The 19,498-nt window shown below is 41.2% G+C and carries 13 protein-coding genes; 12 read left to right on the top strand and 1 reads right to left on the bottom strand.

Going from position 1 to position 19,498, the window contains the following annotated elements; translation table 11 throughout:
• Positions 1–2: 2 nt before the first annotated feature.
• The 9 genes from L6773_RS06880 (at position 3) to folE2 (ending at position 10,919) form a co-directional block, all read left to right on the top strand.
• Positions 3–272, top strand: a complete 270-nt coding sequence (locus L6773_RS06880) for a hypothetical protein (protein ID WP_237853133.1) — start codon at positions 3–5, stop codon at positions 270–272.
• Between the two features lie 14 nt (positions 273–286).
• Complete coding sequence (locus L6773_RS06875; RefSeq protein WP_237853132.1) at positions 287–832, top strand: ExbD/TolR family protein; 546 nt, start codon at positions 287–289, stop codon at positions 830–832.
• A 5-nt stretch (positions 833–837) separates the two neighbouring features.
• On the top strand, positions 838–1,284 hold the full coding sequence (locus L6773_RS06870; protein WP_237853131.1) for an ExbD/TolR family protein: 447 nt from the start codon (positions 838–840) through the stop codon (positions 1,282–1,284).
• A 79-nt stretch (positions 1,285–1,363) separates the two neighbouring features.
• Entirely contained in the window at positions 1,364–2,389 is a 1,026-nt protein-coding gene (gene thiL, locus L6773_RS06865; RefSeq protein WP_237853130.1) for a thiamine-phosphate kinase, read from the top strand.
• A 127-nt stretch (positions 2,390–2,516) separates the two neighbouring features.
• Positions 2,517–4,616: an ATP-dependent zinc metalloprotease FtsH gene (ftsH, locus tag L6773_RS06860; RefSeq protein WP_237853129.1), complete on the top strand. Its 2,100-nt coding sequence runs from the start codon at positions 2,517–2,519 to the stop codon at positions 4,614–4,616.
• A 225-nt stretch (positions 4,617–4,841) separates the two neighbouring features.
• Positions 4,842–6,359 (top strand): beta-helix domain-containing protein, encoded by a 1,518-nt coding sequence (locus L6773_RS06855; RefSeq protein WP_237853128.1) that lies wholly within the window; start codon positions 4,842–4,844, stop codon positions 6,357–6,359.
• 143 nt (positions 6,360–6,502) lie between these two features.
• Complete coding sequence (locus L6773_RS06850) at positions 6,503–9,379, top strand: TonB-dependent receptor (protein ID WP_237853127.1); 2,877 nt, start codon at positions 6,503–6,505, stop codon at positions 9,377–9,379.
• 189 nt (positions 9,380–9,568) lie between these two features.
• The gene (locus L6773_RS06845; RefSeq protein WP_237853126.1) at positions 9,569–9,997 is read left to right on the top strand and encodes a 6-pyruvoyl trahydropterin synthase family protein; all 429 of its coding nucleotides are present in this window, start codon (positions 9,569–9,571) and stop codon (positions 9,995–9,997) included.
• 22 nt (positions 9,998–10,019) lie between these two features.
• Positions 10,020–10,919 (top strand): GTP cyclohydrolase FolE2, encoded by a 900-nt coding sequence (folE2, locus tag L6773_RS06840; RefSeq protein ID WP_237853125.1) that lies wholly within the window; start codon positions 10,020–10,022, stop codon positions 10,917–10,919.
• 113 nt (positions 10,920–11,032) lie between these two features.
• Here the strand turns inward: folE2 and L6773_RS06835 are convergent, their stop codons facing one another.
• A complete protein-coding gene (locus tag L6773_RS06835) occupies positions 11,033–14,671 on the bottom strand; it encodes a multifunctional oxoglutarate decarboxylase/oxoglutarate dehydrogenase thiamine pyrophosphate-binding subunit/dihydrolipoyllysine-residue succinyltransferase subunit (protein ID WP_237853124.1) in 3,639 nt (1,212 codons plus the stop codon).
• Between the two features lie 283 nt (positions 14,672–14,954).
• Here L6773_RS06835 and L6773_RS06830 point away from each other — a divergent pair, with 283 nt between their 5' ends.
• Genes L6773_RS06830 through L6773_RS06820 form a run of 3 tightly spaced genes read left to right on the top strand, consistent with a single transcriptional unit; the run spans position 14,955 to position 19,410 of the window.
• On the top strand, positions 14,955–16,736 hold the full coding sequence (locus L6773_RS06830) for a M3 family oligoendopeptidase (RefSeq protein WP_237853123.1): 1,782 nt from the start codon (positions 14,955–14,957) through the stop codon (positions 16,734–16,736).
• Positions 16,737–16,777: 41 nt separating this feature from the next.
• Positions 16,778–18,235 (top strand): GAF domain-containing protein, encoded by a 1,458-nt coding sequence (locus L6773_RS06825; RefSeq protein WP_237853122.1) that lies wholly within the window; start codon positions 16,778–16,780, stop codon positions 18,233–18,235.
• Between the two features lie 2 nt (positions 18,236–18,237).
• A complete protein-coding gene (locus L6773_RS06820; protein ID WP_237853121.1) occupies positions 18,238–19,410 on the top strand; it encodes a phosphopentomutase in 1,173 nt (390 codons plus the stop codon).
• Positions 19,411–19,498 lie beyond the last annotated feature (88 nt).

The following is a 19,498-nucleotide window of genomic DNA, read 5'->3' as shown; positions in this document are numbered from 1 at the left end:
CTATGATTAACAATATAGCGATAGGTTTAGCGATGGGTCTTATTGTGATAGGAGTCATTGCAATATTCATATCCGGAATAAAAAACATTATAAACGGCAATTCTGATTTTAAGCGAATTGCCGTTATGGTAGTACCAGTTATTATCTTTGCTGCTTCCTTTGCAATTATGGGAACATTTGTACAAGCGGGTGTAGCAACGATGATATTTATGATATCTCTGATGTTGCTATCTATATTAGTAACAGGAACACGAGGAACACTTAACTTTTAAAAAGTAGGGCCAATATGTTAAAGAAAAAGCGAGGTAGAGAAGACGCCGAGATACCAATGTCTTCTCTGGCTGATATTGCCTTTCTGCTTCTGATTTTCTTTCTGGTTGTAACAACGATTGACGTTGATACAGGCATTGGGCTTATCCTCCCGCCCATTCCCGATGAGAATACAGAACCACCACCGGTGAAAGAACGAAACCTTCTTAATATTCTGGTGAATGCTCAGGGAATGGTGCTTATTGATGAAGAACCGGCATCATTGAACATTGTTAAAGACAGAATTAAGGAGTTCGTCGATAATAATGGTGCTGATCCGGATCTATCAGAATCACCCGATGATGCGATTGTCTCAATTAAGACAACACGGCAAACACCTTACAATGTATATATTGATATGCTTGATGAGGTGATGGGAGCTTATGCCGAATTGAGAAACCAGGCATCGATGGAGCGTTTCGGAGTTCCATTCGAATCGTTTGAAGACAATTCAGTTGAACAGGAGGAGATACAGGAATTGTACCCAAAGAAAATTTCAATTGCAGAACCTGACGAGGGTTAATCTTTATGGCACATTTTGAAAAGAAACAAGCGAAAACCAGTCAAGCTGTTCCTACATCGGCTATGCCCGACGTAGTGTTTATGCTCTTGATCTTCTTTATGGTAACCACAGTACTCCGCGAAGTGGAACTGCAGGTACAAGTTGATTATGCATCTGCAGAAAACATTGAAAAGATTGAGCAGAAACGACTCGTGAGTTACGTCTACATTGGGCCGGAACGTTTGGGCGGTAACCAGGTTGGCGAAACTGCTGTTCAAATTGATGATGCTCTTGTTGATGAAATGGGGGCAATTCGTAACATCATGTATGATAAGCTGGTTGAACAACCAAGGTTAATCGTATCTTTACGTGTAGATAATGAGTCGGAGTTTGGGGTTGTAACCGATGTTCAACAAGAACTCAGGCATGCCGGAACACTTCGAATCAACTACTCAACAAGGCGCGAGATTTAGATTACAGATAGTTAAATTTAATTTTATCATTTAAAGGCATCTATCCCTGAATAGGGATACATGCCTTTTTTATTTTTTTATGGATACAAACGATTTTCAACAGATTAAAGATTTGGGTTTTTCTTCTCTCATTGAAAAGTTCAAAAATTATACAGGAGAAAAAAGAGAAGAGATTGAACAAGGAATTGGAGATGATGCGTCCCTTTATAAAGAAAAAGAAGGTAATTTGACTGCTGCTTCTTCAGAAATATTCTTGGAAGGGATTCATTTTGATGTTACATATACGCCTCTTCACCATTTAGGCTACAAACTTGTAACAGCTGCAGTAAGTGATGTTTATGCAATGAACAGCAAGCCGGTTCAGATACTTGTTAGCCTTGCTATTCCAAACAAATATTCTGTTCAAATGATCGAACAGTTATACAAAGGAATCGACCGCGCTTGTACTGATTATCAAATTCAACTCTCGGGCGGAGACACAACAGCTTCTCATCAAATTTTAGCTATTTCTGTTACTGTACTGGGTACATCTCCCAAAGAGAATATTATTTTAAGAAATGGCGCCCATCATGAAGATGTCATTTGTGTGACCGGTGATTTGGGATCAGCTATTGCCGGGCTCAGAATATTGATGCGAGAAAAGAAAGAGTGGCAACAACAGGAGTCCGAACAATTTCAACCAGAACTGGAACCCTATGAATTTGTGGTGCAACGACAACTCGTGCCTAAAGCCCGTAATGACTTTGCTGATGTGTTATCGAAAACGGATGTGAAGCCTTCCAGCTTGATCGACCTTACTCAGGGATTGATCGCAGATTTAAAAGAAATTGCAAAAAGTTCTGGTTTGGGTGCAGAAATTTATTCTCCGGCTGTACCCATAGCGCTTGAAACTCGTAATGTAGCAGATGAAATGAAAGAAGATGTGGATAAGTATGCTTTTTACGGTGGCGAAGATTATGAAATGTTATTTACGCTCAGAGAACCGCAAGTAGAAAAATTAAAAGCAGATTTTGAAGATTTTTCAGTAATTGGAAAGATGTCGAACGAATATAATGAGCTTAGAATTAATACTGGAGAAGATCGAACAATTCAATTCGATCTTTAAAAATCCGCATAAATACTGTTATTGTTCGTTAAATAAAACGACTTTAAAAGTGAATCTGCTCCTCAAATAAAGAATTGTTTTAAAAAAGAGTTATATTTAAGGCTCTTTTGATATTTAAATTGTAGAAATGGCGAAATCAAATTTTCCGCAAAAAAAATCATCCAACAAAGACAAAAAAAACGATAAGAAAACCCCGCGTTTTCCAATCTGGATTTATGTTGTTTTATTTCTTGTACTTATAGCATTCAATCTCTATTTCGTACCGGGTAATAGTTCCGAAAGAATTAAATACAGCGAATTCCTCGAGTATGTAGAAGAAGGATATGTAAAAGAAATTACGATCACGAATCAAGTAGAAATCCAGGGAGATTACTCTGAAAAAGCTTTTGAAGAGGGATTGGTAGAACGTCCAACTCCTGATGATAATAGCTGGACGAATACTTCTGAAGGATCAAGCGGTAGTTTTGCTACGACTATGCTTGAAGGTGATGAGATTCGATCTCTCCTTGATGAAAATAACGTAGTCTACGATGTTCGGATTGAAGAAGACTGGTTTAGTGGAATTTTAATTTGGCTGATCCCGATCGCCCTGATCATCATTTTCTGGATCTTTATTTTCAGGAGAATGAACCCGGGTCAGCAGGTATTGAACATCGGCAAAAACAAAGCCTCTCTTTATGACAAACAAACAGAGAGTAAAGTATCTTTCAAAGATGTAGCGGGCCTGGAAGAGGCAAAAGCAGAAGTAGAAGAGGTTGTAGAATTTTTAAGTAATCCACAGAAATTTACAAGACTCGGTGGTACACTCCCCAAAGGTGTACTTTTAGTAGGCCCTCCCGGAACCGGAAAAACACTGTTGGCAAAAGCCACAGCCGGTGAAGCTGATGTACCTTTCTTCTCACTCAGTGGGTCGGATTTTGTGGAGATGTTTGTAGGTGTTGGAGCCGCACGAGTTCGTGACTTGTTTAAGCAAGCCAAAGAAAAGGCACCATGTATTGTGTTTATTGATGAGATTGATTCCATTGGCAGAACACGTGGCCGAGGCATGGCAATGAGTTCTAATGATGAACGGGAAAATACACTCAACCAGTTGCTAAGTGAGATGGACGGGTTCAACTCCGATAAAGGAGTTATAATAATGGCTGCAACCAACCGGCCCGATATTCTCGATTCAGCTTTATTGAGGCCGGGTCGTTTTGACCGTCAAATTATGATTGACAAACCCGATTTGAAAGGCAGAATGCAAGTTCTGGAAGTTCATTCTCGAAATTTGGAGCTGTCCGAGAATATTGATCTTAAAGTACTGGCTTCACAAACTCCTGGTTTTGCTGGTGCTGAATTAGCTAATCTCTGTAACGAAGCTGCACTTTATGCTGCACGACGTGATAAAGACAAAGTTGAAATGGTAGATTTCCAGGATGCCATTGAAAGAGTTGTGGCGGGACTTGAGAAGAAGAATAAATTGATCAGCCCGAATGAACGTAAAATTGTAGCTTACCACGAATCGGGTCATGCCATAGTTGGTTGGATGCTCGAGTATACGGATCCAGTTCTCAAAGTGAGTATTGTGCCAAGAGGTTTTGCTGCACTGGGTTACACACTACAGACTCCCCTCGAAGACCGATTTTTGATGACTACCGAAGAGCTTGATGACAAAATTTGTGCACTACTCGGCGGGCGTGTGGCAGAGGAGATAATTTTTGGAAGAGTTTCAACCGGAGCCCAGAACGACCTTGAACGAATTACCAACATGGCGTTTGCAATGGTTGCTGAGTATGGTATGAGCGATGAGCTTGGTTACCTGTCTCTTAAGGATTCAAATAGCCCGGAAAATAGTTACGGGTTCAATAAGAAATATTCAGAGCATACTGCACAACAAATTGATGAAGCTGTCCGCGGAATTATTCAGCGTAATTACCAACGAACACTTGACCTGCTCAAAAAACATGAGGAGAAATTGGATGTGATGGCACAAACTCTTTTAGAAAAAGAGGTATTAAACCATCATGATCTCCGCGAGATGCTGGGTGACCGACCAAGTGGTAATTATCCGGAAGGAATTTTTGAAAATACTGGTTCTGATAAATCAACTACAAACGGATCACCAAAAGTATCAGACCACGAAAAAAAGGAAACTACCAATGGTGCTAAGAAAGTTGACGAACAGCCAAAATCAGAAAAAGAGAATAAGATAAAAGAGAGTGAAGAGGAAGATAAGAATGAGTAGTGCTTTGGCTCTTAATTTCGAGAGTCTATTTACAAATAAGTAACTGATAATTAGTTATTTACTATGAGGGGTTAAAATTTATCTTTCATAATTCTCTTTCGTGATCCAGTCAAGCCAAATGCGTTTTCTTATCATTTTCATAACATTGGATTAACCTACCTGTAACATTGTAAGAATATTTTGAGAGTGTTATTCAAAACACTCAAAAAAACAATTCTTACAAATATGAATTTCAAATCAATACTAACATTCACTTCCAGTGTGCTACTGGCTTTAACAATGCTGGTTTCTTGTAGTGATGATGACAACGGATCATCAGATGCTAATCCTCCCAGCCTTACTGCCCCAGAATCATCAAACAATCCAAACTTGATTATTGGTGATTCTGCTGATTTAACATTTAATGTAAATGTTCCGGGTGGATATGCTTCCTCAAGCGTCGACGCAACCAATGGTACAGCATCAATTACTTCAGAACCTTCCGTTGGCTCAACAAGTGGAAACGTTGTAGTTAACTTTACTGCTAACACGCCGGGTGCTGCAACAATAACTCTTACAGTTACCGATGAAGATGGCATGTCTGATGATGCCACTACTGCTGTTTCCATTTCAGAAGAAGCAAATCAAGTGCTCTTAAACAGCAATATAACCACAGATACCACCTGGGAAACCGGTAAAGTTTATATTCTTGGAGGCCGGATTGCAGTTGAAGCCGGAGCTACTCTTACTATTCAACCTGGAGTAATAGTGAAAGGTGAAGCAGGAACAGGTGCTAACGCTTCTGCACTTCTTGTTGCACGTGATGCAACACTTAATGCAAATGGAACTGCAGATGCACCAATCATATTTACTTCCGTTGCAGACGAGATCACACCAGAGCAAGTAGCGGCTGGTGACTTTACAAGTCCAAACCTTGATCCAGATATCAATGGCCTTTGGGGCGGTGTTATCGTTCTTGGTAACGCGCCAATTTCTGCTGCTGAATCTCCTGCCCAGATTGAAGGTATTCCTACTTCTGATACCAACGGACTTTACGGTGGTGATGACGAGGGGGACAGCTCCGGTACTATTACTTATATCTCAATCCGTCACGGTGGATCTAACATTGGAGAAGGTAACGAGATAAATGGCCTTACACTTGGTGGTGTTGGTACCGGAACTACAATCAATAACGTCGAAGTTGTAGCCAACCAGGATGATGGTATTGAATGGTTCGGTGGTAACGTCAGTATTGATGGTATTGTGATTTGGAATTCCGGTGATGATGGGTTGGATACTGATCAAGACTGGATCGGTACTGCTTCTAATTTCATCATTGTTACCCCACAAGGAGGGTCTGCTTTTGAACTTGATGGACCTGAAGGTGAATTGAATCGTGGCTGCCACAACTTTGTCAACGGTGTTGTTTATGCAGGAGGTGAAATTGCTAATCTGGTAGACTTTGATGATAACACTAATGCTGGATTGACAGACGTCTACTTCTACGGATTCAGTGATACTTACATGGCCACGGAAGAATTTTCTCCAGTCGCTTCATTTGGCGGTGACGGGAACTGTGAATCAGCAAATTGGGAGTACACTCTTGCCGAAGGCGGAGCGCCAGTTGATGAAATCTTCACTGGAGTACCAACAGAAGCACTTACAGAAGTTGCTGCAAATGGAAATAGCGTTGGTCCGGATGCATCAAACTTCGGATGGACCTGGGCTGCTCAATCCGATGCACTTGAATCAATCGGACTCTAAATAAAATTCTGTCTACAACAAATGGCTTGCTTCTGCTTAAGGCGGGAGCAAGCCATTCATTACACATATACAAGAGATTCATATTAAAGAATTGATAACCGTTATATCATTTTTATTAAAAATAAAAGCCGTTAAAAAATAACATGAATAAACTACTCACAATCGTATTAACAATTGCTTTTGTTGTTCTTTCAAACGATGTCTTTGCACAGCAAGGAACAATAAGAGGTACAGTTATAGAAGAAGCAACAGGTGACCCGGTTTACGGGGTTACTATACTTGTTGAGGGGACATCAACAGGTACAACAACCGATTTTGATGGGAAATTTAACCTCTCTCTTACAGAAGGTGATTATAATTTAAAAATTTCCTATGTGTCATATACTCCGGTAACCATTGAAGAGGTTGGAGTTGGATCCGGTGAAGTGACAATCATCGACAATATCCGCTTGCAAAAAACAGTGGAAGAGATGGAAGAAGTAGTGGTAACCGCTGAAATGATGAATATTTCTGAAGCGGCTATGATCACTACAAAAAGGAAGTCAGCAAATATGCTCGATGGTATCTCAGCAGAAAGATTCCGAACGATTGGAGATTCCGACGCTGCCCAGGCATTGAAAAGGGTAACAGGCGTTTCTGTTGAGGGCGGAAAATATGTTTATGTAAGAGGATTGGGTGACCGCTACACGAAAACAATGATGAACTCTGTGGATATCCCGAGTTTAGATCCCGATAAAAACAGTCTCCAAATAGATATTTTTCCTACAAATTTGATCGACAATATGATTATCACCAAAACGGCAGTTGCTGAAATGCCGGCCGATTTTACAGGTGGTATTGTAAATATTGAAACGAAAGATTTCCCCGATGAACCTATTATTGATGTCTCATTAAGTACAAGTTATAACCCGTCCATGCATTTTAACAGCGGATTTTTAGGTTATAATGGAAGCAATACAGACATGTTAGGGTTTGATGGAGGTACAAGAGAATTACCCAGTGGTGCCAATGTTGAAGGTATTCCAACACCTATCAGTGGAAATTCAGAACAGGAAGTAAATAATTTTGTCAATAGTTTTAATTCTAACTTAGGTCCAAATGAATTAACAAATCCAATGGATTTAAGTGCCGGTGTTTCTCTTGGCAACCAATTTAGTGTGGGAAGTGATAACGCCTTCGGTTACATCCTGTCCGGTACATATAAAAGATCAACAAGCCACTACGATAATTACAGGTATGGTGAATACCAACGACAATCTAATCCATCGGAGTACGACCTAATCTATGCCACAAAGCAAAATGGAGTAGTGTCCGAAAGTAATGTCCTTTTGGGAGGTTTAGCCGGTCTGGCTTTTAAAACTCCAAATTCCAAGTACAAATTAACAGGAATGCATCTCCAAAACGGGGAGGATCGGGCAACATCATTTTTCATTGATAATAGTGTAGACGCACCCGGACAATCCGGATATCTTGCCGATTCCTATAATCTTGAATACAGTGAAAGGGGAGTAACTAATTTCCTGTTGAATGGTGTTCACTATTTTGATAATGCAATGTGGGAAGTCAACTGGAGAATCTCGCCAACCTTCTCAACCATGAACGATCCTGACATCAGAAGAACGGCATATACGCGTTCACCTAACGGACCAAGATTTAATGCCGGTGCTGGTGGTTTTCCAAGCAGAATTTGGAGATACATGGACGAAATGAATGTAGTGAACCGCGTTGATATCACCCGAGACTACCAGTTATTTGGATCCGGTGCTAAATTTAAGACAGGCGGAAGCTATGTTTATAAAGAACGGGATTATGAAATTTTGAAATACGACATGCAGTTTTTCGGGGCAATTCCAACTTTAACCGGAGACCCGTCAGAAATACTCCAACCGGAAAACATATATCCAAATGGCAGTATTTACTATCAGTCAGGAAATCCGGATCCAAACCCGAATGCTTACAGTTCAAACGTTAGCAATACCTCTTTTTATCTATCGAATGAATTTAATCTTTTTCAAAACCTGAAAACAAGTTTAGGACTTCGGGTAGAGAATTATGTACAACGGCATACGGGAAGAGATGCACTGTTTGCCCAGGGAGATCCATCAGGAAATAATCTGGATAACGAAAAAGTGCTTGATTCATTTGACTTTTTCCCTTCTGCAAACCTCACATATTTCCTTACAGACAGACAAAATCTGCGGGTATCTTACTCAAGAACAATTGCAAGGCCATCCTTCAAGGAACTGTCATTTGCCCAGATTTTAGACCCGGTATCAGATCGAATTTTTAACGGTGGTTTATTCTCGATTGATCAATGGGAAGGAAACCTAACGGAGACACGAATTCATAATTTCGATACTCGATGGGAGATGTTCTTTAACCAGGGGCAATTGCTGTCATTAAGCTTGTTTTACAAATCGTTTGATGACCCGATTGAATTAGTTCGAATCCAGGCGCAGCAAACATCAAGCGAATTCCAACCAAGAAATGTTGGTGACGGCGAAGTATTTGGTGCTGAGTTTGAATTCAGAAAAAATCTCGGATTTATCACTGAATCACTTCAGTATTTTGGACTTAGCAGTAATGTTACAATTGTTGAGTCAATTATTGATATGACTGAACAGGAATTTAGATCCAGAAAGAATTTTGAAAAAGAGGGTCAAAATGTTAACGACAAAAGACAGATGGCGGGTCAAGCACCCTATATAATTAATGCAGGGATCTCTTATGACAATCCTGAAATTGGCCTCGACGGCGGATTATTTTACAACGTTCAGGGTGAAACCTTAACAGTTGTCGGTGGCAGCTTATTCCCTGATGTATATACTGAGCCTTTTCACAATCTGAGATTGAATATGAATAAGTCACTCGGATCGAATGCATCCGTGAACTTAAGTGTTTCAAATCTCCTGAATGAGACGAGGGCTGAATACTATCAAGGATACAGGGCAGATAAACAGATTTTCAGCAAGTATAAGCCTCATACCACTGTGAGTCTTGGGTTCAAATATTCTTTCTAAGGGTTGAACCAATTGATAAGCTGATTTACGCCTTTGCGATAACAATCAGTCTTACTATGCGTTTAATGAGCCGGTTGAGATAGATTTATTCTATCTTAAGCCGGCTTTTTTAATTGATTTACATTTATTGGGAACAGGACTTGAAAACATTGTGTTAAGATTTCTGACTATAAACAAAGAGTAATAGTTTTGATAAAAGTAACCCGAAAGGCACATTTTAACGCTTCACACAGACTCCACAATCCTGAAAAATCGGATGAATGGAACCAGCGTGTTTTTGGGAAATGCAACAATCCAAATTGGCACGGGCACAATTATCTTCTTGAAGTGACTGTGGCAGGGGAACCAAATCCCGAAACAGGGTATGTAATTGACCTTGGTGAACTGAAAAGCATCATCAAGAAAAGAGTTATTGATCCGTGCGATCATAAAAACCTTAATCTTGAAGTGCCATTTCTCGATGGGATCATTCCTTCAACAGAAAATCTTTGTAAAGTATTTTTCCACGAGATAGAGGATGAGATTAATCAACTATCAATAAATGCCAAGCTGTATTCGGTTCTTCTACACGAAACCGAACGAAACAGCGCGGAATATTGTCCTTACCCTTCGATATAAGAATCTATTTTCCTATTTAGTTATGATCACAACCAACTTAAAACGTTTCTACGATCCAACCTTTGCTGTAACCGACCAGTACAAAGAAAGCCTGCCTGATTTGCAGAATGGCCCGGCATCCCTGATAGAGGGAGCCAATGTCCCCATTCAGCAGGTTGGTATTTCAAATTTTAAACTTCCGCTTAAGTATCCCACTCCATCCGGCGAGTTACTTACACTTGAGACCTCCGTTGATGGATATGTGGGGCTTGAAGCAGATAAGAAGGGCATCAATATGGGGCGCATCATGCGAACCTTCTACAAGTTCCAGGATGATGTATTTCACCCCGATAAGCTTGAAGAAGTATTGCTGGCTTATAAGGAAGATTTGGAAAGCCAGACTGCATTTTTAAAACTCTCTCTTAATTATCCAATGCTAAAAGAGAGCCTTCGGTCGGATTATGAAGGATATCAATATTATCGTGTTTCAATCGAAGGAAAAGTAGATGAATATAATCGCTTTACGAGTCATATGCATCTGGATTTTGAATACAGCAGTGCATGCCCATGTTCCTATGAACTATCTGAACATGCGCGTGAAACGAGAGATATTGCTGCGATTCCACACAGCCAAAGAAGTGTTGCAAGCCTTACGGTTCAGCTAAACAGAGAAATGTTTATAGATGACTTGGTTGAAATCTGCCGTGAAGCTCTACAAACGGAAACGCAGGTAATCGTAAAACGAGAAGATGAACAAGCATTTGCAGAGATGAATGGAGCATTCCAAAAGTTTGTGGAAGATGCTGCTCGTCTGTTGTATGATGAACTTAATAAGGAGGAGCGAATTCGGGATTTTGTGGTTCGATGCGCTCACCTTGAAAGCCTGCACAGCCATGATGCAGTAAGTAGAATTTGCAAGGGTGTACCGAATGGATTGAGGTAGTATTCTGAAACATGGTATTTCTTTCAAAGTTGTAATATTTCTTGCCTTTAAATATCAACTAAATAGCAATGATTTATGTGCCATATCGAGAAATACCATGTTTTTGATTGGTATTAATCTAATCTGAGAGCTTCACTAACAAGCCTCTCCTGCTCAGCATCATGGATTTTCTTTTGACCGGCGGCTGTTGAAGCGGCTGCCTGACGGCCGGCATATCTAATAGTTTGTCCATCCTGAAGAAGCGCTTGAAGCCGAGGGAAGAGGAAGTTCCAGGCTCCCATATTTTTGGGTTCTTCCTGGCACCAAATGACCTCTTTCACATGTTTGTACTCCTGTAAAAAGTTTTCAATATCCTCGTCCGGAAATGGATAGAACTGTTCGATCCGTCCGATCGCAATGTTGTTTTTTTCACTTTCTTCACGTGCTTTGTAGAGATCGTAATAGACTTTCCCTGAACAGATAATTAAACGGTCAATAGATTCCTTATCCTCAACTTCAGGATCAGCTAAAAAAGGTTGAAACGCTCCATTTGCCAACTCTTCAACGGTGCAAACAGCCATTGGATGTCTCAGTAGACTTTTTGGAGACATAATAATGAGCGGTTTCTTCTTCTCCTGTAACGTTTGTTTTCTGAGGATGTGAAAATATTGAGTTGGTGTTGTGAGATTGGCTACCTGCATATTGTCCTCAGCGCAGAGTTGCAAAAACCTTTCCAACCTTGCCGAGGAGTGCTCAGGGCCCTGGCCTTCATAACCGTGGGGAAGGGTCATCACAAGAGCGGACTTCTGTCCCCATTTTTCCTCAGAAGCAGAGATAAATTGATCGATGATGACTTGAGCGCCATTTACAAAATCACCAAACTGGGCTTCCCAAATTACAAGTGCTTCAGGTATTGCGGATGAATACCCAAACTCAAAACCAAGAGCTGCAAACTCACTCAAGAGACTATTAAAAGGATAGAAATCTCCCTGGTCATCACTCAAATGGTTGAGTGGTGTAAATCGTTGGGCGGTTTGAGTTCCATGCAGTACAGCATGACGGTGTGAAAACGTACCACGTTCTGCATCTTGACCAACAAGCCGAACCGTTCGCCCGCTTTTAAGAAGAGATCCGAAAGCAAGTGCTTCAGCAAATCCCCAGTCAATTTTTTTGTCATTATTTTGAGCCGCTTCCGCACGTTTGGCAAGTTGCCTCAATAACTTGGGATTGGCATCGAAATCTTTGGGAACGGTATTGAGTTGAACAGCAATATCCTTCAGTTCCTCAATTTCGTAGGTTGTGTCAGGAAATTCATCGCGTTCATTTTGTTCCTTTTCAGAACGTTTCAACATTTTATCAGTTACCTCAAGGGATGGTGAACTCTTTGCATCTTCAAAAGCCTGCTGAAGCAGTTCATCAAACTCATCAAAAATTGCCTGAGTTTCCTCTTCGGTAAATTCCCCTTTCCTGAGTAACTCTTTTACATAGATATCCCGAACGGTCGGGTGATTTTCAATCTCTTTATACAAGCCGGGCTGAGTAAAAGCAGGCTCATCACCCTCGTTGTGTCCGTGTTTCCTGTAACAGATCAGATCAATAACTACATCTTTACCAAATTTCTGTCGATAGTCCATCGCAAGGTTGATTGCATGGACGGCAGCTTCCGGGTCATCTCCATTTACATGGAAAATGGGTGCCAAGATCATTTTAGCAAGATCTGATGCATACTCTGTAGAACGAGCATCTTTCGGCAGCGTGGTAAAACCAATCTGGTTATTGATGATAAAGTGGATTGTACCGCCGGTCTCATATGCTCTCAGTTGAGACATATTCAGCGTTTCGGCAACTACGCCCTGGCCGGCAAACGCAGCATCGCCGTGCATAAGGATTGGGACAATTTTTTTACGGGCCTCATCATCATCATAATGATCCTGGCTTGCTCTCGCTGCTCCCTCAACAATCGGGTTCACTGCTTCAAGATGACTTGGGTTTGGCATTAACTCAAGCTCTATCGATTCCTCATCATTAATTTTGTACGAACCTTTTGAACCTAGGTGATATTTCACATCTCCGGATCCCTGAATTGTATCGGGGTCAACATTTCCTTCAAAATCTGCAAATACCTTTCGGTACGGTTTGTTCATAATATTCACGAGAATATTCAATCTACCGCGGTGAGCCATTCCAAGGAAAAATTTCTTCACGTCATTTTTCACTCCATGCTCCATCAAAAAATGCATCATGGGAATCAGGGTTTCGGCTCCCTCGAGTGAAAAGCGCTTGTGACCTACATATTTTTTATGGAGGAACTGTTCAAAGGCCATTGCCTGGTTAAGTTTGTGCAGAATGTCCTCTTTGTCATCTTTTGTGAGGTCAGGAGTATTTGTTGTCGACTCCATCGTTTCGCGCAGCCATTTTCTCTCTTCAAGATCCAACAGGTGCATATATTCTGCACCGATTTTACCACAGTATGTCTCCCGAAGAAGCTGGATAATATCACGCAGTTTAGCTGTCTTTTTGCCGCCAAGTCCATCACAGAAAAACTCTCGGTCCAAATCCCAAAGTGTTAATCCGTAATATTCAAGGTCAAGTTCAGGACCTTGTCCCGGTTCAGTACCAAGTGGATCAAGATCAGCCAGAACATGCCCGCGTAATCGGTACAGGTTAATAAGTCTCCAAACGGCAATAGCCCTGCGATCCTGCTCAAGGGTATTTCCTCGTCCACCTAACTGGCCTCCATATTTATCTTCACCATATGGGAAAGGCTCATATGGAATATCCAGATCAGAAAAAATCTTCTCATAAAAGTCTTCCTTACCATTCAGCAGATTGTGAACATGTTGCAGAAACATTCCGGACTCAGCACCCTGAATTACCCGGTGATCGTAGGTGCAGGTCATCGTCATTACTTTGCTCACACCAAGCTGGTTAAGCACATCCTGCGCCATAGATTGGAATTCCGCAGGGTAGTTGATGGCACCGGTGGCAATGATCGCACCCTGGCCTTTCATCAAGCGGGGTACAGAAGAAACCGTGCCAATAGTACCCGGATTCGTAACGCTTATAGTCGTATTGTCAAAATCAGAAATTTCCAGGTTTCCACTCCGGGCTTTTTCAATCAACTCAGAGTAAGCATCAAGAAACTCACTGAAATTCATTTCGTCCACATTCTTAATATTGGGGACAACCAAATTTCTTGAACCGTCTTTACTCTCAAGATCTACAGCAATTCCCAGGTTTACCTGGCCCGGTTTGATTCGGTAATGGTCACCATTTTTGTTAGCGTAGTAAGAATTGATGTTTGGAAATTCCTTGAGTGCCTGGATAACCGCCCAGGCAATCAAGTGTGTAAAAGAAGCTTTTCTGTTACTGGTTTTCAGAAGATGTGAGTTGATGATCTTGCGGTCCTCTGTCATCATCTTAACCGGAAGTACCCGCAGGGAAGTAGCAGTAGGTACATAGACACTTTCGTCCATGTTCTCTACAATCTTGGAAGCTACACCCTTAATTTTCTCAACTTCAGCGCCTTCAGGTATTTTAGGTTCCTTTTTCTCTTCGGCCGGTTTCTCTTTCTTCGGAGCCTCTTTTTTCTTCTCTTTTACAGCAGGAGCTCCATTATCCTGAGTTGGAGCTTCCTCAATCTCTATGCCTTCCAATTCATCGAAATATCTTTTCCAGTGTCCCGGTACGGAATCGGGATCTTCCTTGTATTGTTTATACAATTCATCTACAAGTGCGGAATTCGGTCCAAAAATGGCTTCAAGTGATTTCAAAATAGTGAGTCTTGAAAATTGGTTGTGTAGTTAGGTAGAAATGATTTGAGAACGCGCGTCAATGCGGGATGCCTTGTTCTGGCTTTTTCGAAAAATATAAATAGCTTTCGTTTATTTAACTTCATAAAACAGTTTAAAACTAACCAATAATGCCCAAAAATACGATGATTTTTGTACACCTGTTTAGTTAATTTTTGTCAAATTCATCATTTATCGAGGGAGCTGCATTCTTTATATTCAAGCTCATCAACATCCTTAAAACTATAGAATTAAATCATAATAAATGAGTAACAAAAACGGAGCTGAAAATATTCATTGGGACTTATCCGATCTATATAATTCTCCCACCGATACGGCATTAGAATCAGATACCAACAGAGTTATAAAAAAAGCGGATGAATTTAATGCTGCTTACCGCGGGCGAGTTGCTGAACTGGATGCTGCAGAATTCGCAAAAATGTTGCAGGAATACGAAGATATCATTCAGATATTAGGTAAAATCGGTTCCTATGCTCATTTAATCTGGTCGACTAATACGGAAGATTCCGAACTTGGTAAACTGCTGCAGAAATCGAATGAGCTGAGTTCGGAGGTAAGCCAAAAACTTGTTTTTTCGGATGTAGAGTGGCTGAAGATTGAGGATGAAAAAGCAAATAAGCTGATTCAGTCCGATGAGCTAAGCAAATGGAAACACTACCTGGAGGTTTCCCGGTTTTATAAAGAGCATACGCTTTCCGAAGAAGCTGAAAAGGTGATGAGCGCCAAATCGGTAACGGGACGAGCTGCTTGGAACCGATATTTTGATGAAACGCTGGGAGCTGCACGGTTTGAGCTGGATGATGAAATGCTTACCGAGCAGGAAGTATTAAGTAAACTGCATGAACCAAACCGAGATCTACGTAAAAAAGCACATGCATCGCTGACTGAAACGTTCCAGGATCATTCCAGGACATTGACTTTCATCTTCAATACAATTCTTGCAGATAAATCAACCAATGATAAACTCCGCAATTACGATAGCTGGATTACATCGAGGAATCTTTCTAATCAAACCGACATTGAAACCGTAGATGCTTTGGTTACAGCTGTAACCGACAACTACCCACTCGCACAGCGGTATTACAAGTTGAAGCGAAAACTGCTTGGTGTTGATGAGATGTTTGATTACGACCGTTACGCACCCATCACAAAATCCACAAAAAAAGTGGAATGGAATGAAGCTAAAGATATGGTTCTTGAAGCGTATGGAGATTTTCATCCCGACATGAGTTCCATTGCCGGAGAGTTTTTCGAGAATAACTGGATTGATGCCGCCATCAAACCGGGAAAACGGGGAGGGGCTTACTCAGCAAGTACGGTGACTTCCGTTCATCCGTATGTATTTATGAATTTTGACGGAAAATTGCGCGACGTTCAAACGTTGGCACATGAATTGGGGCATGGTGTGCACCAGTACCTGGCAAGAAAGCAGGGAGAATTACAATCCTCTACACCGTTGACGACCGCTGAAACTGCCTCCGTGTTTGGCGAGATGCTTGTTTTTAACAAACTGATGAACCGACTGGATGATCCGAGTGAAAAACTCGCACTTCTGGTCAGTAAAATTGATGATACAATTGCCACGGTTTTTCGCCAGATCTCAATGAATCGATTTGAAGATAAAATCCACACAGCCAGAAGGGAGCAGGGAGAGTTATCAAAAGAGCAGTTTTCTGAATTTTGGATTGAGACTCAGAAAGATTTATATGGGGATTCCGTGACACTTACGGACGAGTATAAAATCTGGTGGAGCTATATCCCACATTTCCTGCACACGCCCGGTTACGTGTATGCATATGCATTTGGCGAGTTGCTGGTGCTGGCTCTGTATGATTCGTATAAATCACAGAAAAATGGTTTCTCAGAGAAGTACCTTTCGCTCCTTGAAGCGGGGGGAAGTGACTGGCCGCACAACCTTGTTTCAACGATGGGGCTGGACATCAAAGACAAAAATTTTTGGAGCCGGGGGCTTGATATTTTCGGAGAGATGGTAAAAGAGGCTGAGGAGTTGGCAGCTTCCCTTTAAAAACCTACTTTATAAATCTTTAGAGATAAAATAATTACGTAATGAGCTCGAAACGGGAAGAGAAAGCACTCTTGGAATTTAAGCATATCTTGGACGACCTGATGCAGCTGGTAAGTCGGTCAACGAATGCCAAGACGGCTTATTTATATTGGGTGAACAGGTCGCGCCAACAATTTGTATTAGAGACCACCTATACGGAGTTCTCTAATGTTATGTTTAAAGACAGGATTGGGTTTGAAAAGTTTTTCCTGGACCGTTTCAAAGAGATCAATGATATTCTTCAGCTTGAAGTAGGAAAGCAAGTCAACAGGGAGGATCTGTTACATTACTACAATCGTGTACCTACCAACTATCTCACTGTTATTCCATTCGCAAACAATAACTCAACGGTTGCGCTGACCATTCTTGAAACTGAACAACCGCTGGATGTTAAAGAGTTTGAAAAGCCGATATCGGCCTACCGGAATGCACATATAAATGTGCTGAATACATATCTCGAACTGACGGATCTGTATGATGACCAAAAAAAATGGACGGATTACGATGAATCTACAGATCGAATAACAACAAAGTTAAGCGATGTGGAAGTCTTAGGTGTGATGACTGAAGAGATGCAAAAACTTTTACCCTCGGGTGGAGTTTCTGTTGTGCTTCGGGGAATGGAGACCTGGGTAAATGTACTTAGATCATCAAGAACTGCGGAATCTCCTTCGATTGGCTTGATGGTTGATGAAAAGTCGATGGCCTATGATGCGCTTCAAAAGGGGGAGGCTATCTTTTCGATCCATTTTAATCAAAATCCCAAGCGGATATCAGCTTCAGAAAAATCCAGTGACGGGGCCACACTTGCCATTCCCGTGCTGATGGCCGATAAGCGATGTGCCGTAGTTTTAGCTCATGATAAAAATCCGCTGACTTTTAAAGAGTCGACAAAGCACCAGTTGAAAAATTTGGTGAAAATTGCATCCCTTACGATACAGGCAAACCACGATTCGGGTGATTACAATCAAAATTTATTAGCAACCGAGTATGGAAATTTTCAGCCGGAATTGATAGATCATTGTATTCAAAATGAAATAGATAGAGATCCGGGAGATCAACAGATCTGGTTTGGTTTGGTAGGAATTGAAAATCTTTCGGAGATCCGCTCCAGGTTTCGGCTCGAAGACCTAAAAAAACTACAGCGATTGATGGTCAAAGCGTTAAACCCTTCAAGGTTGGGACTTAATGGATTGATCGGTTTTCACAGCGACTACGTCTATTCTTACCTGTTGATGAGCAGGGACAAAAATCAACACGATAAGTGGTTGCAGGAGATTAAATTAGATCTAAAAGACAAATTGGATCTTGGCGATGGTCGAAAGGTAGAGGTTCAAATTCAATATGGATCAAAAAAAATTGAGCGCGGTGCAGGGGATATGAAGGAATTATGGAACGAGGTGAAACATTCCCTCAGTAGTGCAATGAGAAATGAAAATGCCACTATTTCGGGCCTTTAATTATGCCAAGAACGTTTTTGTTGATTATTGATGGTCTGGGTGTTGGAGCACAGGAGGACGCCTGTCTTTATGGAGATGAAGAAGCTGATACCCTTGGAAATGTTAGCCGAATTGCCAATGTAAACCTGCAAAATTTTGAAAAACTAGGTTTAGGAAACATTCGCGATTTTTATTCGATTCGATCCGTCGATTCTCCAATAGCCTCTTTTGGTAAAATGCGCGAAGTATCTGCAGGAAAGGATAGTACTACGGGCCATTGGGAATTTGCAGGTATTCACCTGGATCAACCCTTTCCAACTTACCCGGATGGATTTCCCGAAGAAGTCATTCGAAAATTCTGTAATGGAATTGGGGTTCAAGAGGTGCTGTGCAATCAACCCTATTCCGGTACTCAGGTGATTGCTGATTATGGAAAAGATCATTTGAAAACCGGTAATCCAATTGTTTACACATCTGCTGATAGTGTATTCCAGGTAGCCTGTCATGTGGATGTAACTCCCATTTATCAACTTTACGATTGGTGTACATTTGCCAGGGAAGAGGTGATGATTGACGAACATGGAGTGGGGCGTGTTATTGCCCGGCCATTCGAAGGTAAGCCGGGTTCATTCGAACGAATTTCTGAAAAGCGTCACGACTACTCACTGCATCCGCCGGAGCCAAACCTGCTTTCTGTTCTCCAGGATCATAATATCCCGATCTATTCTATCGGAAAAGTAATTGATCTTTTTGCTGATCACTATTTTACACAGTATCGAAAAACGAGCAGTAATGCAGAGGGAATTTCTCAATTACTGAGTTTGATGAGTGCCAATATTCAGAACAGCTTTACGTTTATCAATTTGATTGATACGGATCAGAAATATGGTCATCGCCAGGACCCCTCAGGATATGGAAATTGTCTTGAGGAAATTGACCGTGCACTACCGGCGATGTTGGATAAACTCCGGGAAGATGATCTTTTACTTATTTCCGGTGATCACGGTAATGACCCGGCGGATGACAGTACAGACCACACACGAGAATTTGTCCCGATTCTTGCCTATAAAAAAGGAACAGAAAAAGGCGTTGACTTAGGAACGCTGGAAACTTTTTCAGACACATCGGCTACAATTTTAGATACGCATAAAATTAAGAATAGCTTGCAGGGAGAGTCATTTTTAAGCAGGCTTTAAAATGGATTGAACCGTTTTCTTATAGCATTAATAATTCATATATTTGAAAGATTGTTTAACTACCTCCTTTTTACATACGAAACTCGGT

It is taken from the genome of Rhodohalobacter sulfatireducens (assembly GCF_022012475.1).
GTDB classification, from domain to species: Bacteria; Bacteroidota; Rhodothermia; order Balneolales; family Balneolaceae; genus Rhodohalobacter; species Rhodohalobacter sulfatireducens.
This window is presented reverse-complemented; position numbering and strand designations above follow the sequence as displayed.